This window comes from Micromonospora sp. DT46 (assembly GCF_049841735.1).
Taxonomy (GTDB): domain Bacteria; phylum Actinomycetota; class Actinomycetes; order Mycobacteriales; family Micromonosporaceae; genus Micromonospora; species Micromonospora reichwaldensis.
Genome location: NZ_JBNCKW010000013.1, coordinates 116159 through 141187 on the forward strand (window position 1 = coordinate 116159; position 25029 = coordinate 141187).

Sequence of the window (25029 nt, forward strand, 5' to 3'; positions counted from 1 at the left end):
GCCGCCCGGGCGCGGTCGCACCGGTCAGGTCCCGCCCCGGGAACGCGAGGTGACGGCGCAACTATCATGATCAAATGACAGCTTCCACCTTCGTCTTCGTGCCCGGCGCCGGCAGCAACTCGTTCACCTGGGCGCCCATGCAGCGGGAGCTGGCCCTGCGGGGGCACCGCTCGCTGGCCGTCGACCTGCCCGGGCACGGCTTCGGCGCGACGTTCCCGGCGGCGTACCAGGCCCCGCAGGACCTCGCCGCCCTGGCGACCGCGCCGAGCGCGATGGCCGGCGTCGGCCACGCCGACAACGTGGCCCACGTCCTGGACGTCGTGCGGCGGGTACGCGAGCACGGACCGGTCATCCTGGTCGGGCACAGCCGGGGCGGGCTCACCCTGACCGGGGTCGCCAACGCCGCCCCGGAGCTGCTGGACCGGCTGGTCTACATCTCGGCGTGGTGCTGCGCCGCCGACACCCCGGCCGGCTACCAGGCCTCGGCGGAGAACGCGTCGAGCGCCCTGAACGGCGTCGGCGGCCTGCTCGCCGCGAACCCGATGGAACTCGGCGCGCTGCGGTTCAACTGGCGCACCGCCGACCCCGCACTGCTCGCCACCCTCCGGGAGGCGATCCTGGCCGACGGCACCGACGACGAGTTCCACGGCTACCTGAACACCCTGGAGCCGGACGAGAGCCTGGACGCCGGCGAGGAGCGGGCCGACCCCGGGACCTGGGGCCGCGTCCCCCGCACCTACCTGCGGCTCACCGCCGACCGGTCGATGCCGATCGCGCTCCAGGACCGGTTCATCGCCGACGCCGACGCGCTCACCCCCGACAACCCGTTCGACGTGTGGTCCCTCGACGTCAGCCACGCCGCGGTGCTCGTCCGCCCCGGGGAGACCGCGGCACTGCTCTCCTCCCTGGCCCGGCTCTGACGGACCCGGCGGGCCGATCGACGCCGAGCGCGGCCGATGATGCGCGCAGGGGGTCGCACCCGCCGGTGCGGCATTGATCGGGTCGTCGTGATCGCGTTTATCGGCTTCAAGGCGTAAACATGATCATCGGGGCCTGGAATGCGGCGCGTCGGAATCGGTGGCGGGTGCCGGACGGCGAGCGGCGCCGGAGGGGTCCGCCCCTGCTCAGGGGCGGATCTGCCCGTTTCCGGGTGATGCCTGGCCGGCTTCTGACATTAGTGCGCGTGCAATCCGGGATTTACTAGTGCAATTAGGCGTTGATCTGCAAGAACGTCAAGAGAAGATCATCCGGCACAACTTGGGCACAACTCAGATCCCATCTCGACCAGCAGGGCCGATCGGCTGGCTGTCCCTGCATCGTGCGCCGGCTTTCATTCCCAGAACCTCACCGATGCGCAAGCCTTCGCCGGCTCCAAGCCAAACAGCCGCGCGAAAGCTTCACGCCGTCACATGGGTTATCGGAAAGGACCTTGTCGACAACAGCGGCGTTCAAAATGCTCTTAAGGACCCCGAAGTAAAGGAGGACAGACGATCTGGCGACGCTTTCGTCAAGGGCGGGGCGCAAGCGGCCCGCCGCCGTATCGCACCGGGGCGCGCGTGCGGCCTGGCGGCCGGTCACGCCCCGGCACACGGCTATCAGGGAAGCCCTTGACAGTCGCAGTGCAGCTCCCCGGCCGACCGGGTTACCTAGTGTGCCGGGGAGGGGGCCTCGGCGGGACGGCCGGCGGCGTGGCGGGCGTCGGCGAGGGCGACGGCGAGCAGTACGAGCGCGGCCACGACCGTAGCGGCCAGCGGCGGGGCGAAATACAGGGGGACGGCGGCGACCGCCAGGGCGGCGATGGCGACGACGCGGCGGAGGGAAAGCCGGTCGAACACGACGCGTTCCAGACGGATGCGGCCGTAGAGGAACAGTGCTGGACCGCCGAGGATAGCGACGAGCCACACCGGCTCGGGCTTGCCGGCCGTGTGTTTCAGTACGATCTCGAAGCCGACGGCGGCGGTGAGGATGCCCATCACCATGACGACGTGTGCAGTGCCGGTGGCGCGACCGGCGGCGTACCGGTCCCCCGCCGTGGCGACGGCTTCGCCGAGGATCTGGCCGGAACGGTAGAAGTAGATGCGCCACAGCAGCACCGTCGACAGGAACGCCACCACGAGCCCCGCGCCGGTCACCGCGGTGACCGGCTGATAGGTCACCGTGAGGCCGACGGCGAGCACGGTTTCCCCGAGGGCGATCATCAGGAACTGCTGATAGCGGGCGGGCAGGTGGTGGCGGCTGTCCATGGCCCACGCACTGACCGGCTGCCGGGCCATCCCCGGTACCGGCCAGCGCAGCTGCCCGGCGACGATGTCGACGGCCACGGCGACCCCCCACAGGGCGACCCGGGCGTCGCCACTGACGGCCGCGCCGGCGAACCAGATCACCGCCGTGGCCGAGTGCCACAGCACCGACCGCAGGTAGAGCTGCCGAAGAGGGTGCCCGCGCAGCGCGGGCATCAGGATGAGCGGCCGGCCGCACTGCAGGATCACGTACGGCAGCACGAACGCCCACCCGCGGCTGACGAACGCGTACGGCAGTGAGGTCGACATGACCAGCAGCCCGAAGGCACTGGCCAATACGACCCACTGGATCTTGCGGCGGCGGGGGTCGAACCAGCTGGTGATGTGCGCGGTCGTGATCCACAGCCAGATCAGCGGCAGCGACAGCACCGGCAGGAAGCCCATCGACCACCACCGGACGACAAGGTCTTCGCTGACGATCTCCCGCGCCACCCGGCTGACCACCCCGGCGAGGGCGAACACCAGCACCAGGTCGACGAACAGTTCCAGGAAGTTGGCCTGCTGCACGTCCTCGCGACGTCGCAACAGGTCTTGGCTCTGTCGGCCGCCTTCCCGAAGTCCCATACCGCTCATATTCACCGGCACGACCCCGGTTCACCGGGGGTTGGATTTCCTGCACCCGGAGGGAAGCCATACGGGTGACCGCCAACGACTCCTGGCCGGACCAGGACGTCGTGGGAGTGGTTGGACGCGCCCGGACGCCACCACACGGTGACGAATCCGTCCCAGGACATGCGTGACGATCGGCCCTTATTGCTGGGAGGCCCGTCCTCATGCCCACGCGCGCCCAACGCCGGAGCCAAGTGGCGTTGGAGTATCAACCCTCGTGTACCCCGGCGTCAGAACGGGCCGCCGCCGGGGACTGGGCGCCGAGAATGACCCGCAGGGCAGGACCGGCAAGCCCCAGACATGGGGGCAGCGTCCGCGGTGCCGAGCAGACGACCCCCCCGTGCCAGCTACGACCTCAGCCGTAGCAGGTAGACAGCCACCGCCGCATTGGGAGCGCGCTCTCTCTGTTCCGCCGCCTCAACCTGGACTCTCACCGCCCACGCCGCAGGAACGGCCAGCGCACCTGTGCAGGCCATGGACGACGAGGGACAGGAGAACCCAGGGCCACCGCTTGGAGGGGGCTTCCGCTTCACATCAGCACTTTAGTGATCTTGAGTTGCCTTGATCAAGTTTACGGAGATCAATGCAACTGCAAGATCATCGGGCACAGATCCGGCACAACTGAGATCGAAAACGGGTGTAGAACGTCGAGAGGCGCTGACGGGTCCCGCCCTGCTCAGGGGCCAGATCTGCCCGTTTCCGGGTGATGCCCACTTGGCTTGTCACATTAGTGCGTGCAATCCGGGGGCCGATCAGGGACGATGGGCGCACGGACGTCGGTGATCCGGCCGGCGTCGGCCGTGGTGGGCAACTGCGCCCGTTTCCGGTCGGCGGTGGCGAGCAGGGGGCCGCTGAACCGGGAGGGTGAACGCGATGCCTGACATACGACCCACGGTGGGCTCCGGTGCGCTGGTCCTCAACGCCACCTACGAGCCGCTGTGTGTCGTGTCGGTGCGCCGCGCCGCCATTCTCGTGCTCTCCGCCAAGGCGGTCTGCGTCGCCGACGGCGACGGCATCCTGCACAGCGCCCGCGACGCGCTGCCGGTGCCGTCGGTCGTCCGCCTCACCCGCTTCGTACGCGTGCCCTACCGCACCCACGTCGGGCTCTCCCGCCGCGCCATCTTCGCCCGGGACGGCTGGCGGTGCGCCTACTGCCGGGGTCCCGCCGAGACCATCGACCACGTCTTCCCGCGCAGCCGGGGCGGCCGGCACGCCTGGGAGAACGTCGTCGCGGCCTGCGCCCGGTGCAACCACACCAAGGGCGACAAGACGCCGGCCGAGCTGGGCTGGCGGCTGCACGCGCTGCCGGCGGCCCCGAAGGGCACCGCCTGGCGCGTGCTCGGCCACCGGGCGCCGGACCCCCGCTGGTCCGACTGGCTCGACCTGCGCGAGCCCGAAGGCCGCCTGAGCCGGGAGCCCGAGGCCGCCTGACCCGTCGCCCGCGCGCCCGCACGACGCGGCGCGCGGGCGGGCGGTCACGTCGTGCGCGCCTGGACCAGGGACGCGAAGACCACCACGTTGTCGGCGTACCCGGTCTGCCCGCCCACCCAGCGCCCGCCGCAGGTGATCAGGCGCAGCCGGGGGCGGTCGAAGTCGCCGAAGACCTCGTCCACCGGCAGCCGGTCCTTGTCGAAGCGCTCGACGGAGTCCACCTCGAAGACGGCCACCGAGCGGTCCTGCCGGGCGACCTCGATCCGGTCGCCGTCGTCCAGGTCCCGCAGCTTGTGGAAGACCGCCGGCCCGCTGGTCGTGTCGACGTGCCCGACGATCACCGCCGGGCCGTACTGCCCGGGGGTCGGGCCCTGGTCGTACCAGCCGGCCTCCTGGGCGCGGGCGGCGTCCGGCACCGCGATGCTGCCGTCCGGGGCGATGCCGACGCCGTGCACGGGCGCCCGGACGTCGATCGGGTCGATGGCGATGCCGACGGGCCGGCTGGCGGGCAGCACCGGGAACTTCTTCGGCGCGGGTCGCAGCCCCGCGAGGAACCGCTCCGGCAGCACGCTCACGCCGGCGATCCGCTCCACGCCGAGCATCGTGACGATCAGCGCCATCAACGTCCCGATCACCAGGACCGGCAGGCCGGGCCCCCGCCCCGGGGCCAGCCGGCGGCCGCCGGCCGGGATCCGGCGGTAGCGGGGCCGGGCGGGCAGCGGACCGGCGGCCGGGTCGGTGGTGGCGACGCTCGCCGACACCGCCTCCCCGGCCACCCGGCGCAGCCGGCGCGCGGTCGCGGCCGCCGCCCGGCGGGACGCCCGCAGCGCCCGCCGGGTGGTCGCCCGGACCCGGCCCGGATCCGATCGCCTGGTACGCCTCAGGGAGCCGGCCATGGCGACGGCGGGTCAGGAACCGGACCCGGTCCGGCGGCGGTTGCCGAAGAAGCCGAAGCCCACGGCCAGGGCCACGACCGCGAGGCCACCGATCATCAGCATCGAGCCGGTGCCCGAGACGCCGGCGGTGCCGCCGCCCCCGGTGGCCGGGCCCTTGCTCGGCTGCTCCATGTTCAGCACCGTGAGCGTGGTGGTCGCGGTCTTGCCGTTGTCGCAGCGCAGGTCCACCGGGTAGTCGCCGGGCTCCTTGCTGCCCGGGATGGTGACCTGGCCGGTCAAAAAGCCGTTGTCCGGCCGCAGCATCACCCGCCCGAAGGCGTCGGAGTGCACGTCGGCCTGGCGGTTGTTGGCGTTGTCGCAGCCGGCCCGGATGCTGACCCGGGTGCCGGCCTGCGCGCTGTTGGGTACCACCTCGACGAAGGTGTTCTCACCCGCCCAGGCGGGTGCGAGAGTCGTCAGGACGAAGGCCCCGACCAGCCCCAAGACGGTCAGAGCGCGGGTCAGGGCACGTTGGAACGCTGTGAGCACCGGCATGATCCCCCCTTCCGGTGACGATCACCGGAATCCTCCCCGGGCAACAGGGGCCTGCTTTCCCGCTGGCCGGGGGGCAAACCCGGGGCGGGTCAGCGCTGCCGGTCGGTGGGGGGCAGCGGGGTGACGGGCTGCCATTCCAGCGGGGTGGAGAGCACCATCGTGCTGGACGGCTGGCCGTACGGGGCGAGCCGGTCGATGACGCCCTCGAAGTCGTCGATCGACCCGGCGGCCACCTTGAGCATGCTGCACGCGTCGCCGGTGATCCGGTGGATCTCCAGGATCTCGGGCCAGTTCGCCACGTCCGGGTCGTGCAGGATGCACCGGGCCCCGTAACAGGACATCCGGATCAGCGCGACCACGGTGCGGCCGGCCCGGGTCAGGTCGACGTGGGCGTGGTAGCCGGTGATCACCCCGGACTCCTCCAGCCGGCGCACCCGCTCGGCCACGGCCGGCGGCGACAGGTGCACCCGGCGGGAGAGTTCGCTGAAGGAGAGGCGCGCGTCGGCCTGCAGTTCCCGCAGCAGCGCCCAGTCCATGTCGTCCATGAGGCGACCTTACTTTCCTGAAGCCGAATCCAGCTCATGCCTTCTGCGTAGCAGGTCAGACGGGGTGAGCGCCGTTGATCCGGCATTCCATCCGGGGGTTCCGCCGAGAGATCATGTTGACATCCCGAAAACGGCCGACCGTCGGCCGTCCCGGGTGACGAAGCAGAGGGAGGCCACCGGTGGAGCAGACGGACGTGCGCGTACCCGCCAAGGCGGCGGTGCGCCCGGTGACCCCGCGGCAACGCGCGGCCCGCGCCGCCCGCAACGGCGGCGAACCGACGCTGGAGTTCGCCGAGCGGGTGCCGTACGACGCGTACGTGCACGCCAGCACGCTGCACCAACTGCAGCAGCCGCTGAGCGACGACCCCGGCGAGATGTCCTTCCTGATGGTCAGCCAGATCATGGAGCTGTACTTCAAGCTGAGCTGCCACGAGCTGCGCGAGACGCAGCGGCTGCTGCGGGCCGACCGGGTGTGGGACGCGCTGGCCCCGCTGCGCCGCGCCGCGCTGCACCTGGAGGGGCTGAACGCGGCCTGGAACGGGCTGCGCTGGATGACCCCGGCCGACTTCAACCGGTTCCGCAACCTGCTGGGCGAGGGCTCCGGCTTCCAGTCGGCGATGTACCGCCACCTGGAGTTCCTGCTCGGTCTCCGCGACGAGACGCTGATCCGGCCGTTCCGGCGGCAGACCGACGTGTACGCCGAGCTGCGCGCCACCCTGGCGGCGCCGAGCCTCTGGGACGACGTGGTCGCCCTGCTGGCCCGCCACGGCCACGAGCTTCCGGCTGAGCTGCTGGACCGGGACGTCAACGCCGAGCACCAGCCGCACGCCGCCGTGGAGGCCGCCTGGGTGCGGATCTACGCCGAGCCCGGGCCGGAGAACCACCTGCGGATGCTGGGCGAGGCGCTGACCGAGGTGGCCGAGCAGTTCGGCGACTGGCGGCAGCACCACGTCAAGGCGGTGCAGCGCACAATGGGCGCCAAGGTGGGCAGCGGCGGCTCCGCCGGACTGGCGTGGTTGCAGCGGAGCATGGCCCGGGTGGTCTTCCCCGAGCTGTGGTCGGCCCGGACAGCGATGTGACCCGAGAGCGAGACGACGCTATGACCACCCCCGCATCCGATCCGTCCGGTTTCGCCGCCGGTGAGGCCGAGGCGCGCCGCCTCGACGCCGCCGATCCCGGGCACCGCCACCTGTTCCGCGTGCCGCCGGCCGACGGCGGCCGGTACCCCGAGGCCGCCTACCTGGCCGGCAACTCCCTCGGCCTGCAACCCCGGGCCACCCGCGACGAGCTCGCCGCCGACCTGGACGCGTGGAGCCGCCTCGGCGTCGAGGGACACCTGGAGGGCGAGCGGCCCTGGCTGCCGTACCACGAGCTGCTGACGGCGCCGGCCGCGCGACTGGTCGGCGCCGCCCCGGCGGAGGTCGTGGTGATGAACTCCCTGACGGTCAACCTGCACCTGCTGATGGTCAGCTTCTACCGGCCGGCCGGTGCGCGCACCCGGATCGTCATCGAGGACAGCACCTTCCCCTCGGACAGCTACGCCGTGCGCAGCCAGGCCCGCTTCCACGGCCTCGACCCGGACACCACGGTCGTCCGGCTGCGCCCGCGCGCCGGCGAGGACACCCTGCGCACCGAGGACGTGACCGCCTACCTGGCCGCCGAGGGCGACACGGTGGCGCTGGTGCTGCTCGGCGGGGTCAACTACCTCACCGGCGAGCTGATGGACATCCCGGCCATCACGGCCGCCGGCCGCGCGGCGGGGGCCGTGGTCGGCTGGGACCTGGCGCACGCCGCCGGCAACGTCCCGCTCGCCCTGCACGACTGGGACGTCGACTTCGCCGCCTGGTGCTCCTACAAGTACCTGAACTCCGGCCCCGGCGCGCTGGCCGGCGTCTTCGTGCACGAGCGGCACCTCGGCGACCCCGACCTGCCCCGCTTCGAGGGCTGGTGGAGCACCGAGGCGGCCACCCGGTTCGAGATGACCCCGGTCTCCCGGCCGCCGGCCACCGTCGAGGCGTGGCAGATCTCCAACCCGCCGATCTTCGCGATGGGCCCGGTGCGTACCTCGCTGGAGCTCTTCGACTCCGTCGGGATGCCCGCGCTGCGCGAGCGCAGCCTCCGGCTCACCGGCTACCTGGCGGGGCTGCTGGACGAGGTGACCGCGAACCGTCCGCTGACCGTGGTCACCCCGCGCGAGCCGGAGCGGCGCGGCTGCCAGCTCTCCGTGCGCATCGGCGCGGGCAGCGCGGCCGAACTGGCCAAGCGGCTGCGGCACGAGCACGGCGTGATCGCCGACGCCCGGGAGCCGGACATCATCCGGTTCGCTCCGGTGCCGCTCTATTCCACGTTCCACGACTGCTGGCGGGTCGCCGACGCGCTGGCCGCCACGACGGAGATGAGCTCATGGTGAGCGCGAGGAGTGAGCTGGGGTTGCGAGCCCCGCAGTCGCGAACGGAGATGAGCTCATGGTGAGCGCGAGGAGTGAGCTGGGGCTGCGAGCCCCGCAGTCGCGAACGGAGATGAGCTCATGACCGACCAGCGGGACGAGATCGCGGTCGTCGGCGCGGGCCTCGCCGGCTGCCTGCTGGCCTGCTTCCTGGCCCGGCGCGGCTACCCGGTGGCGCTCTACGAGCGGCGGCCCGACCCGCGCACCGGCACGGTGGAGCGGGGACGCTCCATCAACCTGGCGCTCTCCGAGCGGGGCCTCGACGCGCTGCGCCGGATCGGCCTCGACGAGCAGGTGCTGGCCGACGGGCTGCCGATGCGCGGCCGGATGATCCACCCCGTCGACGGCGAGGCGCAGTTCCAGTCGTACAGCGCCGCCGGCGACCGGGCGATCAACTCGATCAGCCGGGGCGCGCTCAACAACGCCCTGCTCGACGCGGCCACCAGCCTGCCCGGGGTGCGGGTCGCCTTCGACCACCGGCTCGTCGGGCTCGACCCGACCAGCGGCGAGATGACCTTCGAGACCCCGCAGGGCACGGTCGCGGCCACCGCGTCGGTCGTCCTCGGCGCCGACGGCGCCGGCTCCGCGGTGCGCGGGCAGCTGCTGGCGTACGGGCTGCTGACCGAGAGCGTGGACTTCCTCGACTACGGCTACAAGGAGCTGACGATCCCGCCGCTGGGCGGGGACTTCGCCCTCGACCCGGAGGCGCTGCACATCTGGCCGCGCGGCACCTCGATGATGATCGCGCTGCCGAACCCGGACCGCTCCTTCACCTGCACGCTCTTCTGGCCCACCCACGGCACCGCCAGCTTCGCCTCGCTGGGCAGCCCGGCGGCCATCGAGCGGCACTTCGCCGAGCACTACCCGGACCTGCCGCCGCTCGCCCCGGGCCTCGTCGACGACTACCAGCACAACCCGGTGGGCGTGCTCGGCACCGTCCGCTGCACCCCCTGGCAGGCGTACGGGAGGGTCGGCCTGCTCGGCGACGCGGCACACGCCATCGTCCCGTTCTACGGCCAGGGCGCGAACTGCGCCTTCGAGGACGTCGTCGAGCTGGACCGCTGCCTGGACGAGTGCGCCGACGACTGGTCCGAGGCGCTGCCGCTGTTCCAGCAGCGCCGGCAGGCCAACGCCGAGGCCATCGCGCAGATGGCGCTGGCGAACTTCGTGGAGATGCGGGACAAGGTCGCCTCGCCGCTGTTCCAGGCCGGCCGGAAGGTCGAGCACGCGCTGGAGCGGGTGCTGCCGGGCCGGTACGTCTCCCGCTACGAGCTGGTGTCCTTCTCGACCACCCCGTACGCCGAGGTGCGTCGGCGGGTCCGCCGGCAGCACCGCCTGCTCGGGGCGGTGGCCGCCGGGGCCGTGGCGCTGCTGGCCGGCGCGGTCGGCCTCACGATCAGCCGGGGGAGGCGTCGATGACCGTGACCTGGGATCCCCGGCTGATGGCCGGGCGGGCGCCCGACGGCCCGGGCCTGCTGCGCAACTTCGTGGGCGGTGAGTTCGTCGAGGGTGGGCGGCGGTTCGTCAAGCGCAGCCCGGTGACGGGTGAGCCGGTGTTCGAGGTGGTCGAGGCGGATCGGGCGTGTGTGGACGATGCGGTCGCGGCGGCGCGGGGGGCGTTGCGGGGGCCGTGGGGTCGGATGGGGGAGCGCGAGCGCGCGGAGGTGTTGCGCCGGGTCGCCGTCGAGCTGGAGCGGCGTTTCGACGATCTGGTGACCGCCGAGGTGGCGGATACGGGTAAGTCGATTTCGCAGGCGCGGACGTTGGACATTCCGCGTGGTGCGGCGAACTTCCGGGCGTTCGCGGAGATCGTGGCGACGGCGCCGACGGAGTCGTTCACGACGGTGACGCCGTCGGGTGGGCGGGCGTTGAATTATGCGGTGCGTAAGCCGGTGGGTGTGGTGGCGGTGATCGTGCCGTGGAACCTGCCGCTGCTGCTGCTCACGTGGAAGGTCGCTCCGGCCCTTGCCTGCGGTAATGCCGTGATCGTGAAGCCGAGTGAGGAGACGCCGGCGTCGGCGACGTTGTTGGCGGAGGTGATGGCCGCCGCCGGGGTGCCGGAGGGTGTGTTCAACCTGGTGCACGGGTTCGGTCCGGATTCGGCGGGGGAGTTTTTGACCCGCCATCCTGGGGTGGACGCGATCACGTTCACGGGTGAGTCGTCCACCGGCGGGGCGATCATGCGGGCCGCCTCCGACGGGGTGAAGGCCGTGTCGTTCGAGTTGGGTGGCAAGAACGCGGGGTTGGTGTTCGCGGACGCGGATCTGGACGCGGCGGTGGCGGGGTCGGTGCGGTCCAGTTTCACCAATGGCGGTCAGGTGTGTCTGTGTACCGAGCGGATCTATGTGCAGCGGCCGGTGTTCGAGGAGTTCACGGCCCGGCTCGCGCAGCGGGCTGGTGAGCTGTCGTTCGGGTGGCCTGCCGACGAGGCGACGGTGAACATGCCGTTGATCTCGCGTCAGCATCGGGAGAAGGTGCTGGGCTATTACGACCTGGCCCGTGGTGAGGGTGCGCAGGTGCTGACCGGGGGCGGCGTGCCGGCCTTCGGTGACGCCCGTGACGGTGGTGCGTACGTACAGCCGACGGTGTTGACGGGGTTGGGCGCGGATGCGCGGACCAACACCGAGGAGATCTTCGGGCCGGTGGTGCATGTGGCCCCGTTCGACGATGAGGACGAGGCGTTCGCGTTGGCGAACGGCACGGAGTACGGGCTGGCGGCGGCGGTGTGGACCCGCGATGTGGGTCGGGCGCACCGGGCCGGTATGCGGTTGGACGCGGGGATCGTGTGGGTGAACACGTGGTTCCTGCGGGATCTGCGGACGCCGTTCGGTGGGGTGAAGGCGTCCGGGATCGGGCGCGAGGGCGGCGTGCACTCCCTTGATTTCTATTCCGAGTTGACCAACGTCTGCGTGGATCTGACATGACCGGACGCGGCGTGTGCATCGGTGACGCGGGCGCGGTGGACGTGGCGAGCACATCGGTGTCGCGGAGTGTCCTGGCGGCTCCGAGTGGAGTGGGGAGCTGACATGAGCGTTGATTACGAGGCGGCGGCCCGGGAACTGGTCGACGCGCGGGAGAACGGCAAGCCCTGTCCGCCGCTGCGGGGGCGGTTGCTGCCGGAGGGCGACGTCACGTCGGCGTACCTGGTGCAGCAGCTTCAGGTGCGGCAGTGGTTGCAGCGCGGCCAGCGGCGGGTGGGCGCGAAGATCGGGCTGACGTCGCGGGCGGTGCAGGAGAGCTTCGGTGTCTTCCAGCCCGATTTCGGGGTGCTGACCGACGACATGGCGGTGCCCGACGGGGCTGAGGTGCCGATGGGCCGGCTGCTCCAGCCACGGGTCGAGGCGGAGGTCGCGTTCGTCCTGGGTGCGGACCTGCCCGACGAGCGGATCACCAGCGCGGACGTGATCCGGGCGGTGGACCACGTGTTGCCGGCGATCGAGATCGTGGACTCGCGGGTGGCGGGGTGGGACATCTCGATCGTGGACACGGTGGCGGACAACGCCTCCAGCGGCCTGTTCGTGCTGGGCACGACGCCGCGTCGGCTGGCCGACGTGGACCTGCGGTTGTGCGGGATGGTGCTCGAACAGGCCGGTGAGCCGGTGTCGGTGGGGGCGGGGGCGGCGTGTCTGGGTAATCCGTTGCATGCGGTGCAGTGGTTGGCGCAGACGATGGCCCGCTCGGGTGATCTGCTGCGTGCCGGGGATGTGGTGCTCTCCGGGGCGCTCGGCCCGATGGTGCCGGTGACGCCGGGCGCGGCGTACGAGGCGCGGATCTCCGGCCTGGGCTCTGTCCGCACGTGCTTCTCCAAGGAGGCGTCGTGACCACCGGTGTGGCGGTGATCGGGTCGGGCAACATCGGCACCGATCTGATGATCAAGGTGTTGCGGTTGTCGGAGTCGCTGCGGATGGTGGCGATGGTCGGCATCGACCCCGACTCCGACGGTCTGGCGCGGGCCCGGCGGTTGGGTGTGGCGACCACCGCCGAGGGTGTGGATGGCCTGGTGGCGATGCCGGAGTTCGCGGATGTGGAGTTGGTGTTCGATGCCACGTCGGCGGGTGCGCACCGGCGCAACGATGCGGTGTTGGCCGCGCACGGTCGCCTCGTAGTGGACCTGACCCCGGCGGCGATCGGTCCGTATGTGGTGCCGCCGGTGAACCTGGACGAGCACCTGGGTGAGCGCAACGTGAACATGGTGACGTGTGGTGGGCAGGCGACGGTGCCGATCGTCGCGGCGGTGGGTCGGGTGACGCCGGTGGTGTACGGGGAGATCGTTGCCTCCATCGCGTCGAGGTCGGCGGGGCCGGGGACGCGGGCGAACATCGACGAGTTCACGGAGACCACGGCGCGGGCGATCGAGGTGGTCGGCGGTGCGCAGCGGGGTAAGGCGATCATCGTGTTGAATCCGGCTGATCCGCCGTTGTTGATGCGCGACACGGTGTACTGCCTGTGCGAGGACGCCGACGCCGACCGTGCGGCGATCGCCGGGTCGGTGGCGGAGATGGTGGCGGCGGTGCAGGAGTACGTGCCGGGGTATCGCCTGAAGCAGGACGTGCAGTTCGACCGGGTCGACACCTATGTGCCGTCGTTGGGTCGGCATCTGCGCGGGTTGCAGGTGTCGGTGTTTTTGGAGGTCTCCGGCGCCGGGCACTACCTGCCGGCGTACGCGGGGAATCTGGACATCATGACGTCGGCGGCGCTGCGTACGGCGGAGCGGCTGGTGGCGGTGCGTTCCGAGGCTGCTTCGGGGGTGCTGTCATGACTGATCTGTACATCCAGGACGTGACGTTGCGCGACGGCATGCACGCCGTCGCCCACCGCTACACCGTCGAGCAGGTCCGCACCATCGCCGCGGCGTTGGACGCCGCCGGGGTGGCCGCGATCGAGGTCGCTCACGGTGACGGGCTGGCCGGGTCGAGTGTCAACTATGGCCATGGTGCGGCCAGTGACGCCGACTGGATTTCGGCGGCGGCGGAGGTGATGACGAACGCGAAGCTGACGACGTTGCTGCTGCCGGGGATCGGCACCATCGCCGATTTGAAGGCGGCGAAGGCGCTCGGGGTGACCAGTGTCCGCATCGCCACGCACTGCACGGAGGCCGACATTTCGGCGCAGCACATTGCGTGGGCGCGGGAGAACGGCATGGACGTGTCCGGGTTCCTGATGATGTCGCACATGAACGATGCGGCCGGTCTGGCGGGGCAGGCGAAGTTGATGGAGTCGTACGGGGCGCACTGCGTCTACGTCACCGACTCCGGCGGCCGACTCCTCATGTCCGACGTAGCACAGCGGGTGGACGCCTACCGGCAGGTGCTGGAGCCGAGCACGCAGATCGGTATCCACGCCCACCACAACCTGTCCCTCGGCGTCGCCAACAGCGTCGTCGCCGTGGAACACGGCCGCATCCTCGGCGACGCCGCCGCAGGCGCTCAGGCGAGCCATCGGCGCACGGTCCGCGTCGACGCGTCCCTGGCCGGGCAGGGCGCCGGAGCGGGCAACGCGCCGTTGGAGGTGTTCGTGGCCGTCGCCGAGTTGCACGGGTGGGAGCACGGCTGTGACGTGTTCGCCCTGATGGACGCCGCCGACGACATCGTGCGCCCGTTGCAGGACCGGCCCGTGCAGGTCGACCGCGAAACCCTCTCCCTCGGCTACGCCGGGGTGTATTCGAGTTTCCTGCGGCACGCGGAGCGGGCGTCGGACAAGTACGGGGTGGACGTGCGCTCGATCCTGGTCGAGTTGGGCCGCCGCCGCATGGTCGGCGGGCAGGAAGACATGATCGTGGACGTGGCACTGGACCTCGCCGACGGTCGCGCGCAGACGGGTGCGGCACAGTGAGCGCGAGGATTGAGCCGGGCGTGCGAGCCGCGCAGTCGCGAACGAGGGAGCTGCCATGATCGGGCCGGACACCGCGGGTATCGCCGAGCGCCTCGGCGAGGCGGCCGACACCGCCACCGCCATCGCGCAGTTGGCTGCGGAGACGGGCTTGGACGTGGATGCGGCGTACGGGGTGCAGACGGCGTTGATCCAGCGTCGCCTCGACTGGGGTGAGCGTCTGATCGGGTTGAAGATGGGCCTGACCAGCAAGGCGAAGATGGCGCAGGTCGGCGTGGACGAGGTCATCTGGGGCCGCCTCACCGACACCATGCGCATTCCCGACGGCGGCACCCTCGACCCCACCAGGTTCATCCACCCGCGCGTCGAACCCGAAGTGGCGTTCCTGCTCGACCGTCTGCCCGAGCCGGGCGAGCCGGTCGGGGACTTCACCGACGCCGTGCGCGCGGTCGCCCCCGCCATCGAGGTCATCGACTCGCGGTACGCCAACTTCACGTTCTCCCTGCCGGATGTGATCGCCGACAACACCTCCGCCGCCGCCTTCACCATCGGCGCCTGGTCCCCGGTCCCCGACGGCCTCGACAACCTCGGGGTGCTGCTGGAGATCGACGGACGCGTCGCGCAGGTCGGCTCCACCGCCGCGATCCTCGGCGACCCCCGCCGCGCCCTCGACGAAGGCATCCGCCTCGCCGGCCGCCACGGCGTACGGCTGCGCGAGGGCTGGGTGTTCCTCGCCGGCGCCGCCACCGCCGCCGTGCCCCTGAAACCCGGCGCCCACGCCCGCGCCGTCGTCGAACACCTCGGCACCACCTCCCTGCGAGCCACCGCATGACCACGAACCAGGACACGACCACGAACCAGGGCACGGCAGCAGGCCACGGCACGGGCGCACAGGCGCACGTCGTGGCCGGCAAGGCCGTACCGCGTGGCGCCTTCCCGCACGTCAAGGTCGCCGGCGGCTTCGTCTTCGTCTCCGGCACCTCCAGCCGCCGCCCCGACAACACCTTCGCGGGCGTCGAAGTCGACGAGCTGGGCACCACCAACCTCGACATCCGCGCGCAGACCCGCGCCGTCATCGACAACATCGCCGACCTGCTGCGCACCGTCGGCGCCGACCTGAGCGACCTCGTGCAGGTCACCACCTACCTCGTCAACATGAACGACTTCGGCGGCTACAACCAGGTCTGGGCCGAGTACTTCGACGCCACCGGCCCCACCCGCACCACCGTCGCCGTGCACCAGCTACCCCACCCGCACCTGCTCATCGAAATCCAGGCCGTGGCCCTTCTTCCGTCAGGAGGTCAGTCGTGAGTGAGATCGCGGAGCCGTTCAGCTTCCCCGGTTGGATCGCGGAGAACCAGCACCTGCTCAAGCCGCCGGTCGGCAACAAGGAGATGTTCCCGGGCGGGGACGACTTCATCGTGATGGTGGTGGGCGGGCCCAACCAGCGCACCGACTTCCACGTCGACCCGTACGAGGAGTTCTTCTACCAGGTCAAGGGCAACATGCACGTCAACCTGATGACCCCGGAGGGGCCGCGTACGGTGCACGTGCGCGAGGGTCAGATGTGGATGCTGCCGCGCAACACCCCGCACTCGCCGCAGCGGCCCGAGGCCGGCTCGATCGGCGTGGTCGTGGAGCGGGTCCGCGAGGAGGGCACGCTGGAGAAGTTCCAGTGGTACTGCGCCGAGTGCGGGCACCAGGTGCACGAGGTGGAGTTGCAGGTCAGGGACATCGCCGCCGACCTGCCCCCGGTGTTCCAGGCGTTCTACGCCGACGAGGCCGCCCGCACCTGCGGGAACTGCGGCGCGCTGCACCCGGGCAAGGGCTGATGCCTGCCGGGCCCGGGCCGGCGCGGCCCCCCGTGGTCGACGTGCACACGCACGTCGTACCGAAGGGGTGGCCGGACCTCGGCGCGGCGTGCGGTGGGTCGGACTGGCCCTGGCTGCGGGTCGACTCCGAGCGGGCGGCCATGATCATGGTGGGGGAGACGGAGTTCCGCCCGGTCGGGGCGGAGTGCTGGGACGCGCCGACCCGACTCGGCGACATGGACGCTGACGGCGTGGACGTGCAGGTCGTGTCGCCCACCCCGGTCTTCTTCAGCTACGACCGGCCTGCCGACCAGGCGGTGAAGGTGGCCCGGATCTTCAACGACCGCACCCTGGAGGTCACCGCCGCCGGTGGCGACCGGCTGGTGCCGTTCTGCCAGGTGCCGTTGCAGGACCCGGAGGCGGCCTGCGCCGAACTGGACCGCTGCCTCGCGGCGGGGCACGCCGGGGTGGAGATCGGCAACCACGTCGGCGACCGCGACCTGGACGACGCCGGGATCGTGGAGTTCCTGACGCACTGCGCCGAGGTGGGCGCGCCGGTCTTCGTGCATCCGTGGGACATGCCGGGCGGCCCCCGGCTGGACCGGTGGATGGCCCGCTGGCTCGCCGGGATGCCCGCCGAGACGCACCTGTCGGTGCTGGCCCTGATCCTCGGCGGCGTCTTCGACCGGGTGCCCGACACGCTGCGGATCTGCTTCGCGCATGGCGGCGGCAGCTTCCCGTTCTGGCTGGGCCGCGCCGACAACGCCTGGCACCGCCGGGGCGACCTGGTACGCGGCGCCTCCACCGCCCCGCCCAGCTCGTACGTCGACCGGTTCTGCGTCGACTCGGTGGTCTTCTCCACGCCCGCGCTGCGGCTGCTGGTCGACACGATGGGCGCCGAACGGGTGCTCGTCGGCAGCGACTACCCGTATCCGCTGGGGGAGCGGCCGGTCGGCCGGGTGGTGCGCGAGGCGGACTTCCTCACCGGCGAGCAGCGCGACCTGCTGCTCGGCGGCAACGCGCTGCGCTTCCTCGGCATCCGCTCCTGAGCCGCGCCCGGGCGGCGCGGTCCCCGAGGGGCCCCGCGCCGCCCGGCGGGTGGAATCCGGAGCCGTCGCGGCCCCCAGTGCGCGCGACGGCTCCGGAGCATGGGATTCAGGAGTGCGGGCAGGTGTCCCGGTACTCCTCGATCGCCGAGCCCCGCGGGGCCGGGCAGAGGAACTGCTCGTAGCGGGTGTCGTCGTCGACGAACCGCTTGAGCCAGGAGATGCTGTACTTCGCCACCGTCACGTTCGCCGAGGTGGGCGCTGAGTGGCTCGCCGCGTTCAGCTCCAGGTATGCCTTGTCCAGAGTGGCCGGCAGGCTGGTGTAGAACGGCTCCGAGTGCGACGAGACCGGGGCCACGGTGTCGTTCTCGGCCCCGATGACCAGGGTCGGTACGCGCACCGACGACCAGCTCTTCTGGGAGTGCCAGCCGGTCAGCGGGATCGCCGCCTGCAACGCGGGCCGGGTGCTGGCCGCCGACAGGCTGCCTCCGCCGCCCATCGAGTGACCCATCACGGCGAGCCGGTTCCGGTCGATCCGGGTGCGGACGGTGCTGGTGTTGGTCAGGTAGTCCAGGGCGGCCAGCAACTGGGTGCCCCGGCTGGCCGGCTGGTCGTACACGGACCGGGTGTCGATGGTGATGACGACGAAGCCCTGCGAGGCCAGGCGGGGGCCGAGCCACGCGACCGAGGTCTGGCGCGCGGTGAAGCCGGGGGAGATGGCGACCGCGCCGAAGGTGCCCTCGGCGGTGCTCGTCGGGTAGTAGATCGTCCCGCCGCCGAAGCCGCTGACGCTGCTCGCGGCCACGGTGGTCTGCGCGGTGACGAACGGGCCCCGGGTGGCCTCGATGCTGGCCACGGTGGGCGCGGGGCCGCGCTCGTAGGGGTTGGCGGCGAGCGGCGCGGCCGTGGGCAGGTCCCGGGCGCCGGCGGGTGCGGCGGGGGCGGCGGCCAGGCTCGCGCCGACCAGGGCGAGGGCCAGCAGCGGACGGGTGGCGCGCGAGGACCAGCGGCGGCGGGGGACCGGGTGCAGAGCGGGTAGAGGTTGCACGGCGACGCTCCCTGCGGGGGTGGGGGTCGGTGGCGGCGGTGCGGGGGGCCACCGGGTGGACGGTGATCGCCATCGATCGGGTCCATCCTGCGTGCCGGGTGCCGGTGGCCGGTCATCCCGATGTGGTCATGTCCGGGGGGATATGGCGCTCGTCGCACCGCCGGCCGGTCGTGTCGTACGGCACACCGGCGGCCGGGCGGGCAGGATGAGGGGATGGCCGAGCCGCACGACCTGACCGCGTTGGAGCAGGCCGCCGCGATCGCCGGCGGCGAGCTGTCCAGCGTCGAACTGGTCGAGCACCACCTGACCCGGGTCGACGCGCTCGGCGACACCGTCGGCGCGTTCGTCACGGTCACCGGCGAGCGGGCCCGCGCGGCGGCCCGCGCCGCCGACGCCGTCCCCGCCGACGAGCGCGGCCCGTTGCACGGCGTGCCGACCGCGATCAAGGACCTGACCCTCACCGCCGGGGTGCGCACCACCTTCGGTTCGGCGGCGTTCGCCGACTTCGTGCCGCCCGTGGACGCCGACGTGGTCCGGTTCATGGCGGAGGCCGGGCTGGTGAGCCTGGGCAAGACCACCACCTCCGAGCTGGGCTGTTCGCTCTACTCGGAGGGGCTGGTCGCGCCGCCGGCCCGTAATCCGTGGGACCTGGCGTACACCGCCGGCGGCTCCAGCGGAGGGGCGGCGGCGGCCGTCGCGGCCGGGCTGGTGCCGGTCGCTCAGGGCTCCGACGGCGGCGGCTCGCTGCGCATCCCGGCGTCGCTGTGCGGCCTGGTCGGCTACAAGCCGAGCCGGGGGCTGGTTTCCGGGGGGCCGGTCGGCTCCGGCGCCTTCGGCCTGCCCACCAACGGCCCGATCGGGCGTACGGTCGCCGACGTGGCGGCGCTGCTCGACGTGCTGGCCCGGCCGGTGCCCGGCGAGCCCTACCTGGCGCCCACCCCGCCCCCGGGCGGCTGGCTCGGCGCGGCCCGCGTGGCCGACCCGGGGCGGCTGCGCGTCGGGCGGTTCACCGCACCGATGCTCGCCGACGAGCCGGTGCATCCCGACTGCCTCGCCGCCGTGGACCGGGCGGCGGCGCTGCTCACCGCCGCCGGCCACGAGGTGGTCGACGTCCCCGCGCCCCTCGGGCCCGCCGTGTGGCCGCTGTTCGAGATCGTCTGGTACGTGCTGGCGCTCGCGCCCGTGCCGCTCGGGCGGGAGAGCGCGCTGCTGCCGCTGACCCGCCACCTGCGGGCCCGGGGCGCGGAGATCTCCGCCGGTACTCTCACCGCCACGCTCGGCGAACTCCAGGCGCAGGTACGCCTCGGCGTGCGCCGCACCGCCGGCTGCGACCTGCTGCTCTGCCCGACCCTCGCCGCGCCGCAGGCGCCGCTGGGCTGGTTCGCCGAGGGGGGCGACCCGGCCGAGGACTTCGACCGGCAACGCCGGTTCTCGCCGTACTGCGCCGTGTTCAACGTCACGGGTGATCCGTCCGTGTCCCTGCCGGTGGGCGTCACCGCCGAAGGGCTGCCCGTGGGGGTCCTGCTGACCGGCCGGTACGGCGACGACGCGAGGTTGATCGCCACGGCTGCGCAACTGGAGCACTCCAGTGGCGGATGGGATCGCCACCCCGCAATCTGGCGGGCCGTGGGCTCCGCTAACGTGAATGGCAGCGGTGTCGGGAGGTCGGCGCCATGATCGTCCACCCGACCCGGAATCTTAAGGTCTCTTCTTCCGCCTGGGGGCGTTGGGATTGTCTGTAACCGAGACGTTGCTGGTCTTCGTCGGCATCCCGGCGGCCGCGGTGCTGGTGATCGCCGGTCTGGCGTACGCCGGTAGTCGTGGCGGCGGCGGTGGCGGCGCCAAGCGCTACCGGCCGGGCCGGTCCTTCGACTTCACTCCGGTCTGGTTCCTGGGCCGGCCGGAGCAGCTGGCCGACTCGGCCGGCACCGCCCTGGCAGCGGGCGCGCAGGCGCCGGCGCTGACCAGCCGCAAGCAGGAGCAGGCCGGCATCGAGGCGCCGGCCGGTGGAACCGGAGGCGCAAGTGACCGTTGGTGAGAAGCAGGCCGGGACGGGGAATCCGCCCGAGGTGCTGGACGGGCCGTTCTCGACCCGCCAGCTGCTGCGCATCGACGAGGCCCTGCGCCTGGCGGACCAGGGCACCGGCCTGGTCTTCTCGGTCTTCGTCGGCGGCCTCGACGAGCCGATCCGGGAGCACGCGGAGCGGCTGCACCGCCAGCTCGCCGAGCCCGACCGGTCGGTCCTGATCGCGGTGTCGCCCAACCAGCGGCAGCTGGAGATCGTCACCGGCCGGCACGCCCGCAAGCGCATCCCCGACACCTACGCCCGGCTCGCCGCGCTGTCGATGGTGGCGGCGTTCGGCGGCGGCGACCTGGCCGGCGGCATCATCAACGGCCTCGACCAGCTCGCCAGCCACGCCGGCAAGGGCTGACCGACCCGGAGCCCCACGCGAGTCCAACGGTGAAGCCCGGTCCGCACCGCGGACCGGGCTTCACCGTGTCGGGCGTACGTCAGGCGCTGCGGGCGTCCCGCTCGCGGGCCCGCAGGGCGCGGACGACGCCGTCGCGACCCTCGCCCACCAGCCGGCGCAGCGGGGCCGAGTGGCCGTCGCCGGCCAGCCACGCGTCGGTGGCCGCCACGGTCTCGTCGTCCACCAGGTACGCCGGGTACGCCAGCTGCGCGAACTCCTGCGCCGGCTCGCTGTCCCGGCTGCCCCAGACCTGGTCCACCGTGGCGAAGTACGCGTCGCGGTAGGGCACCGTCAGCTCGACCTGCGCCGGGTGGATGAGACCCTGCAACAGCGCCCGGTTGCGCCAGTTCGGCAGCGACTCCGGGCCGGTCAGCTGAGCCCAGACGGCGGCCTTGTTCTCCGCCGTCGGCACCAGCGCGTGCGCGTACGCGGCCTCGCGCTCGCCACTGGCCGTGCGGTCCCCGGCCAGCTCGGCCTCGATCTCGGCGGGACCGGCCGCGCCGTTGGCGACCAGCGCGCCCAGCACGGCCCAGCGCAGCTCGGTGTCGATGGACAGGCCGGCCGGAACGTCGCTGCCGGCCAGCCAGCCCCGCAGGGTGGCCAGGTCCTCGGCCGAGCGGGCCGCCGTGGCGTACGCGCGGGCCCAGGTCAGCTGGAAGCCGCTGCCCGGTTCCGCCGCCGCCAGCGTGGTCCGCGCGGTGCGGGCCAGCTCCGCCCAGCCGGTCGGCGCCCAGGCCGGATCGGCGTAGAACGTGAGCGCCGTCTTGGCCTGGCGCAGGGCGGCGTTGACCAGGTTGATGTCGGTCTCGGCGGGCAGCCCCGCCAGCACCAGCGCCACGTAGTCGCGGGCGGCCAGTTCGGCGTCGCGGGTCATGTCCCAGGCGGCGGTCCAGCACAGCGCGCGGGCCAGCGACGACTCGAAGCCGGCGATGTGCTGCACCACGGTGGCCATCGACCGCTCGTCGAGGCGCAGCTTGGTGTAGGTGAGGTCGTCGTCGTTGAGCAGCAGCACGTCGGCGGCGGGCACCCCGCGCAGCGCGGTCAGCTCGGTCCGCTCGCCGGCGACGTCGATCTCGTGGCGCTCGCGGCGGACCAGCCGGCCGTCGGTCAGGTCGTAGAGACCCACCCCGATCCGGTGGGTACGCAGCGTCGGGTGCGCGGTGGGCGCCTCCTGGAGCACGACCACCTGCTCGTAGGTGCCGTCCGCGCCGATCGTCAGCTCGGGCCGCAGGGTGTTGACCTGCGCCGTCTCCAGCCACTGGGCGGCGAACTTGCGCAGCTCCCGGCCGGAGGCCGTCTCCAGCTCGGAGAGCAGGTCGTCGAAGGTGGCGTTGCCCCAGGCGTGCTTGGCGAAGTAGGCCCGCAGGCCGGCCAGGAACGGCTCCTCACCGACGTACGCGACGAGCTGCTTGAGCACGCTCGCGCCCTTGGCGTAGGTGATGCCGTCGAAGTTGACCTCGACCGCCTCCAGGTCCGGCATCTCGCAGTAGACCGGGTGGGTGGAGGAGAGCTGGTCCTGCCGGTAGCCCCAGTTCTTGCGGATGGACAGGAACGTCGTCCAGGCCTCGGTGAAGCGGGTGGCGTGGGTGTTGCACCAGTGGCTGGCCCACTCGGCGAACGACTCGTTGAGCCACAGGTCGTTCCACCAGCGCATGGTGACCAGGTCACCGAACCACATGTGCGCCAGCTCGTGCAGGATCGTGTTGGCCCGCTGCTCGTACTCGTAGTCGGTCACCTGCGAGCGGAAGAGGTAGTGCGACTCGGCGTGCGTGACGCAGCCGAAGTTCTCCATGGCACCGGCGTTGAAGTCGGGCACCCACAGCTGGTCGTACTTGGGCAGCGGGTAGCGCACGCCGAACTGCTCGTGGAAGAAGTCGAAGCCCTGCTTGGTGACCAGGAAGAGGTCGTCCGAGTCGAGGTGCGGCGCCATGGAGGCCCGGCAGAACGCGCCCAGGTCGATGCCGTCGTGGCTGTCCCGCACCTCGTGGTACGGCCCGGCACAGAGGGCGGTGATGTAGGTGCTCATCCGCACCGAGGTGGCGAGGTGGACCGTCTTCAGCCCTTCGCCCGCCGCCTCCTCCCGCTCCACCGGCATGTTCGAGACCACCTTCCAGTGGTCCGGGACGGTGGCGTGCCAGGTGTAGACGCTCTTCAGGTCGGGCTGGTCGAAGCAGGCGTAGACCCGCTGGGCGTCGGCCGTCTCGAACTGGCTGTAGAGGTAGGTCTCGCCGTCGACCGGATCGACGGTGCGGTGCAGGCCCTGCCCGCTGTTCGAGTACGCGAAGTCCGCCTCGACGACGAGCGTGTTCTCGTTGTCCAGTCCCGACAGGGTCAGGCCCTTCTCGGCCGACCAGTCGCCCAGGTCCACCGGGGTCCCGTTCAGCGTCGCGGACCGCACCGAGTCGGCGGCCAGCTCGATGAAGGTGCTCGCGCCGGGTTCCGCGCACCGGAACCGCACCTCGGTCCTCGAACGGAAGGTGCGAGCCTCGGCCGCCGCCCGTACGGCGGACGAGAGGTCCAGACTGATGTCGTATCCGGTCACGTCGAGCAGGCGGGCCCGCTCGGTGGCCTCGACCTGCGTCAGGTTGCGCACTCCCGGCACTTTTCGTCTCCATCCCGTTTCGCCGCACGCCTTGGTGGCGCCGTCAACGACCGCTCGTGACGGCCGGATTCGAGTCTTCCATGCACGAACACCCTGTGGTGGGCGAGGTCACGCTCTCATTCCGCTGTGGGTCGACACCCGCTGGGGTGAAGATCGCAGGAGGCGCCGGGAGGCCGGCGCACACCCGTCGTGAAGGGACCAGCCGTGAGCGAGCGTGCCGCCGTAGACATGTTCTTCGACCCCCTCTGCCCGTGGGCGTGGATCACCTCCCGTTGGCTGCTGGAGGTGGAGCAGGTCCGGGACGTGGATGTCCGGTTCCGTGTGATGAGCCTCTCGGTGCTCAACGAGGGCCGGGAGCTGCCGGAGCAGTACCAGGAGCTGATGCGGACCGGCTGGGGCCCGGTGCGGGTCTGCATCGCGGTGGAGCAGCGGTACGGCCAGGACGCCGTCCGGAAGCTCTACACCGCGCTCGGCACCCGGATCCACCTCGGGCAGGAGAAGCTCACCCGTGAGCTGTTCGTCGCCGCGCTGACCGACGTCGGGCTCGACCCGGAGCTGGCCGACGTGGCCGAGGACACCGCCCACGACGAGGCGCTGCGGGCCAGCCACGAGGCCGGCATGCGTCCGGTCGGCACCGACGTCGGCACCCCGGTGATCCACGCGCCCGGCCCGGACGGCGGCACGGTCGCCTTCTTCGGCCCGGTGGTCACCCCGGCGCCGAAGGGGGAGGCCGCCGGCCGGCTCTGGGACGGCGTCCTGCTGGTCGCCGGCACCCCCGGCTTCTACGAGCTGAAGCGCTCCCGAGACCAGGACCCCATCTTCGACTGAACCGCTCCTTCGTTCGGCCCCACCGTGGGCAGCTCCCGGACCGACCAGGGGGTTCGCGTCGTGAACCCCCTGGTCGGCGACGGTGGCGCGGGGCCCGGGGGAGGGCGGGGGCGTCACCGGGGTGGCGGCGGGATCGTTGGCCCGGGTGTCCGCCGCAGCGACCCGCAGGGCCGCACCCGCAGCTCGTGGAGGCAGTTCCGATGGCCAAGCACCGTGTGCCCGGTGACGACCCGTCGACCCGGGAGGGGGTGACCGAGCGCCCGGACGCGGCGTACTGGTCGGTCGACGACTCCCGCTGGCCGGCGGTCCGTCCCGACCTTCCCGCCCACATGGTGGACCTGCTCGCCCCGCCGATCGTGGTCGGCGTCGCCCGCGTGCCGGCCACCTCCCGGCTCACCCCGCCGGCCGAGCACCGGCTGGTACCGGCCGTGCCGGGCGGGACCCGGCGGATCGTGCCCGCCGGACCGGGCGTGCCGGGCCGGCGACCGGCGGGCGGCGCCACGCCGGGCGGCCGGCACCGCAGGACTGCGGGACAGTCCGACCGCACCGCCTGAATCCGGCGCCCGCCCCGGTAGCTCTTTCATCTGGTGGACCCCGCGCGGGTCCCGCGCCGGCGGGACTCGCGTCGCCGGT

General features: G+C 72.1%; 24 protein-coding genes. 18 read left to right on the forward strand and 6 right to left on the reverse strand.

The annotated features are described in order from the left end of the window. The first annotated feature begins 74 nt into the window (after positions 1-74). Positions 75-920: an alpha/beta hydrolase gene (locus tag ACLQ20_RS29255; RefSeq protein ID WP_151455966.1), complete on the forward strand. Its 846-nt coding sequence runs from the start codon at positions 75-77 to the stop codon at positions 918-920. Between the two features lie 726 nt (positions 921-1646). Here ACLQ20_RS29255 and ACLQ20_RS29260 read toward each other — a convergent pair. Beyond that, positions 1647-2825, reverse strand: coding sequence for a low temperature requirement protein A (locus ACLQ20_RS29260; protein WP_425858188.1), 1179 nt, complete (start codon positions 2823-2825; stop codon positions 1647-1649). 957 nt (positions 2826-3782) lie between these two features. Here ACLQ20_RS29260 and ACLQ20_RS29265 point away from each other — a divergent pair. Further along, the gene (locus ACLQ20_RS29265) at positions 3783-4340 is read left to right on the forward strand and encodes an HNH endonuclease (protein WP_132239323.1); all 558 of its coding nucleotides are present in this window, start codon (positions 3783-3785) and stop codon (positions 4338-4340) included. 44 nt (positions 4341-4384) lie between these two features. Here ACLQ20_RS29265 and ACLQ20_RS29270 read toward each other — a convergent pair whose 3' ends face one another. The 3 genes from ACLQ20_RS29270 to ACLQ20_RS29280 all read right to left on the reverse strand — a co-directional run bounded on the left by ACLQ20_RS29270 (position 4385) and on the right by ACLQ20_RS29280 (position 6315). Beyond that, positions 4385-5236, reverse strand: a complete 852-nt coding sequence (locus ACLQ20_RS29270) for a class F sortase (protein ID WP_425858189.1) — start codon at positions 5234-5236, stop codon at positions 4385-4387. A 12-nt stretch (positions 5237-5248) separates the two neighbouring features. Further along, on the reverse strand, positions 5249-5770 hold the full coding sequence (locus tag ACLQ20_RS29275) for a hypothetical protein (protein ID WP_151455963.1): 522 nt from the start codon (positions 5768-5770) through the stop codon (positions 5249-5251). Positions 5771-5859: 89 nt separating this feature from the next. Beyond that, complete coding sequence (locus ACLQ20_RS29280) at positions 5860-6315, reverse strand: Lrp/AsnC family transcriptional regulator (RefSeq protein ID WP_425858190.1); 456 nt, start codon at positions 6313-6315, stop codon at positions 5860-5862. Positions 6316-6494: 179 nt separating this feature from the next. On the opposite strand from ACLQ20_RS29280, the gene ACLQ20_RS29285 reads away from it, so the two are divergent. The 11 genes from ACLQ20_RS29285 to ACLQ20_RS29335 all read left to right on the forward strand — a co-directional run bounded on the left by ACLQ20_RS29285 (position 6495) and on the right by ACLQ20_RS29335 (position 17450). Beyond that, positions 6495-7394, forward strand: coding sequence for a tryptophan 2,3-dioxygenase (locus tag ACLQ20_RS29285; protein WP_151455961.1), 900 nt, complete (start codon positions 6495-6497; stop codon positions 7392-7394). Positions 7395-7414: 20 nt separating this feature from the next. Then, positions 7415-8725, forward strand: a complete 1311-nt coding sequence (gene kynU, locus ACLQ20_RS29290) for a kynureninase (protein WP_327029367.1) — start codon at positions 7415-7417, stop codon at positions 8723-8725. Positions 8726-8842: 117 nt separating this feature from the next. Further along, positions 8843-10180, forward strand: a complete 1338-nt coding sequence (locus tag ACLQ20_RS29295; RefSeq protein ID WP_327029366.1) for an NAD(P)/FAD-dependent oxidoreductase — start codon at positions 8843-8845, stop codon at positions 10178-10180. A 23-nt stretch (positions 10181-10203) separates the two neighbouring features. Beyond that, positions 10204-11685: a 2-hydroxymuconic semialdehyde dehydrogenase gene (locus ACLQ20_RS29300; RefSeq protein WP_327029365.1), complete on the forward strand. Its 1482-nt coding sequence runs from the start codon at positions 10204-10206 to the stop codon at positions 11683-11685. Positions 11686-11787: 102 nt separating this feature from the next. Continuing rightward, positions 11788-12582, forward strand: a complete 795-nt coding sequence (locus ACLQ20_RS29305; RefSeq protein ID WP_425858191.1) for a 2-keto-4-pentenoate hydratase — start codon at positions 11788-11790, stop codon at positions 12580-12582. Continuing rightward, complete coding sequence (locus tag ACLQ20_RS29310) at positions 12579-13520, forward strand: acetaldehyde dehydrogenase (acetylating) (RefSeq protein WP_425858192.1); 942 nt, start codon at positions 12579-12581, stop codon at positions 13518-13520. The genes ACLQ20_RS29305 and ACLQ20_RS29310 overlap by 4 nt, the downstream gene beginning before the upstream one ends. Then, positions 13517-14593 carry a 4-hydroxy-2-oxovalerate aldolase gene (dmpG, locus tag ACLQ20_RS29315; protein ID WP_425858193.1) on the forward strand — a complete coding sequence of 359 codons (1077 nt, stop codon included), beginning with the start codon at positions 13517-13519 and terminating at the stop codon, positions 14591-14593. The genes ACLQ20_RS29310 and dmpG overlap by 4 nt, the downstream gene beginning before the upstream one ends. Before the next feature lie 55 nt (positions 14594-14648). Then, positions 14649-15422, forward strand: coding sequence for a 2-keto-4-pentenoate hydratase (locus tag ACLQ20_RS29320; RefSeq protein WP_425858194.1), 774 nt, complete (start codon positions 14649-14651; stop codon positions 15420-15422). Further along, positions 15419-15901, forward strand: coding sequence for a RidA family protein (locus ACLQ20_RS29325; protein ID WP_151457026.1), 483 nt, complete (start codon positions 15419-15421; stop codon positions 15899-15901). Before ACLQ20_RS29320 ends, ACLQ20_RS29325 begins: the two co-directional genes overlap by 4 nt. Continuing rightward, positions 15898-16422, forward strand: a complete 525-nt coding sequence (locus ACLQ20_RS29330) for a 3-hydroxyanthranilate 3,4-dioxygenase (protein ID WP_151457027.1) — start codon at positions 15898-15900, stop codon at positions 16420-16422. The genes ACLQ20_RS29325 and ACLQ20_RS29330 overlap by 4 nt, the downstream gene beginning before the upstream one ends. Beyond that, positions 16422-17450, forward strand: coding sequence for an amidohydrolase family protein (locus tag ACLQ20_RS29335; RefSeq protein WP_425858195.1), 1029 nt, complete (start codon positions 16422-16424; stop codon positions 17448-17450). Before ACLQ20_RS29330 ends, ACLQ20_RS29335 begins: the two co-directional genes overlap by 1 nt. Positions 17451-17556: 106 nt before the next feature. Here the strand turns inward: ACLQ20_RS29335 and ACLQ20_RS29340 are convergent, their stop codons facing one another. Then, entirely contained in the window at positions 17557-18495 is a 939-nt protein-coding gene (locus ACLQ20_RS29340; protein ID WP_425858196.1) for an alpha/beta hydrolase, read from the reverse strand. A 213-nt stretch (positions 18496-18708) separates the two neighbouring features. Here ACLQ20_RS29340 and ACLQ20_RS29345 point away from each other — a divergent pair, with 213 nt between their 5' ends. The 3 genes from ACLQ20_RS29345 to ACLQ20_RS29355 all read left to right on the forward strand — a co-directional run bounded on the left by ACLQ20_RS29345 (position 18709) and on the right by ACLQ20_RS29355 (position 20927). Continuing rightward, a complete protein-coding gene (locus ACLQ20_RS29345) occupies positions 18709-20172 on the forward strand; it encodes an amidase (RefSeq protein WP_425858197.1) in 1464 nt (487 codons plus the stop codon). Positions 20173-20245: 73 nt separating this feature from the next. Next, positions 20246-20533: an aa3-type cytochrome oxidase subunit CtaJ gene (locus tag ACLQ20_RS29350; protein ID WP_132239469.1), complete on the forward strand. Its 288-nt coding sequence runs from the start codon at positions 20246-20248 to the stop codon at positions 20531-20533. After that, positions 20520-20927, forward strand: a complete 408-nt coding sequence (locus tag ACLQ20_RS29355) for a DUF5130 family protein (protein WP_132239293.1) — start codon at positions 20520-20522, stop codon at positions 20925-20927. The genes ACLQ20_RS29350 and ACLQ20_RS29355 overlap by 14 nt, the downstream gene beginning before the upstream one ends. Before the next feature lie 79 nt (positions 20928-21006). Here ACLQ20_RS29355 and pepN read toward each other — a convergent pair whose 3' ends face one another. Continuing rightward, a complete protein-coding gene (gene pepN / locus ACLQ20_RS29360; RefSeq protein WP_425858198.1) occupies positions 21007-23559 on the reverse strand; it encodes an aminopeptidase N in 2553 nt (850 codons plus the stop codon). 213 nt (positions 23560-23772) lie between these two features. Between pepN and ACLQ20_RS29365 the strand changes: the two genes are divergently transcribed. Both ACLQ20_RS29365 and ACLQ20_RS29370 read left to right on the forward strand, forming a co-directional pair. Beyond that, complete coding sequence (locus tag ACLQ20_RS29365) at positions 23773-24396, forward strand: DsbA family protein (protein ID WP_425858199.1); 624 nt, start codon at positions 23773-23775, stop codon at positions 24394-24396. 200 nt (positions 24397-24596) lie between these two features. Continuing rightward, positions 24597-24950: a hypothetical protein gene (locus ACLQ20_RS29370; protein WP_425858201.1), complete on the forward strand. Its 354-nt coding sequence runs from the start codon at positions 24597-24599 to the stop codon at positions 24948-24950. The last annotated feature ends 79 nt before the right edge of the window (positions 24951-25029 follow it).

Excerpts from the sequence above, each read along its gene's own strand:
- ACLQ20_RS29325 (WP_151457026.1), top strand. The coding sequence starts at position 15,419 with ATGACCACGAACCAGGACACGACCACGAACCAGGGCACGGCAGCAGGC.
- ACLQ20_RS29300 (WP_327029365.1), top strand. The coding sequence starts at position 10,204 with ATGGCCGGGCGGGCGCCCGACGGCCCGGGCCTGCTGCGCAACTTCGTG.
- ACLQ20_RS29295 (WP_327029366.1), top strand. The coding sequence starts at position 8,843 with ATGACCGACCAGCGGGACGAGATCGCGGTCGTCGGCGCGGGCCTCGCC.
- ACLQ20_RS29370 (WP_425858201.1), top strand. The coding sequence starts at position 24,597 with ATGGCCAAGCACCGTGTGCCCGGTGACGACCCGTCGACCCGGGAGGGG.
- ACLQ20_RS29345 (WP_425858197.1), top strand. The coding sequence starts at position 18,709 with ATGGCCGAGCCGCACGACCTGACCGCGTTGGAGCAGGCCGCCGCGATC.
- ACLQ20_RS29255 (WP_151455966.1), top strand. The coding sequence starts at position 75 with ATGACAGCTTCCACCTTCGTCTTCGTGCCCGGCGCCGGCAGCAACTCG.
- dmpG (WP_425858193.1), top strand. The coding sequence starts at position 13,517 with ATGACTGATCTGTACATCCAGGACGTGACGTTGCGCGACGGCATGCAC.
- ACLQ20_RS29305 (WP_425858191.1), top strand. The coding sequence starts at position 11,788 with ATGAGCGTTGATTACGAGGCGGCGGCCCGGGAACTGGTCGACGCGCGG.
- ACLQ20_RS29275 (WP_151455963.1), bottom strand. The coding sequence starts at position 5,770 with ATGCCGGTGCTCACAGCGTTCCAACGTGCCCTGACCCGCGCTCTGACC.
- ACLQ20_RS29335 (WP_425858195.1), top strand. The coding sequence starts at position 16,422 with ATGCCTGCCGGGCCCGGGCCGGCGCGGCCCCCCGTGGTCGACGTGCAC.
- ACLQ20_RS29265 (WP_132239323.1), top strand. The coding sequence starts at position 3,783 with ATGCCTGACATACGACCCACGGTGGGCTCCGGTGCGCTGGTCCTCAAC.
- ACLQ20_RS29280 (WP_425858190.1), bottom strand. The coding sequence starts at position 6,315 with ATGGACGACATGGACTGGGCGCTGCTGCGGGAACTGCAGGCCGACGCG.
- ACLQ20_RS29270 (WP_425858189.1), bottom strand. The coding sequence starts at position 5,236 with ATGGCCGGCTCCCTGAGGCGTACCAGGCGATCGGATCCGGGCCGGGTC.
- ACLQ20_RS29320 (WP_425858194.1), top strand. The coding sequence starts at position 14,649 with ATGATCGGGCCGGACACCGCGGGTATCGCCGAGCGCCTCGGCGAGGCG.
- kynU (WP_327029367.1), top strand. The coding sequence starts at position 7,415 with ATGACCACCCCCGCATCCGATCCGTCCGGTTTCGCCGCCGGTGAGGCC.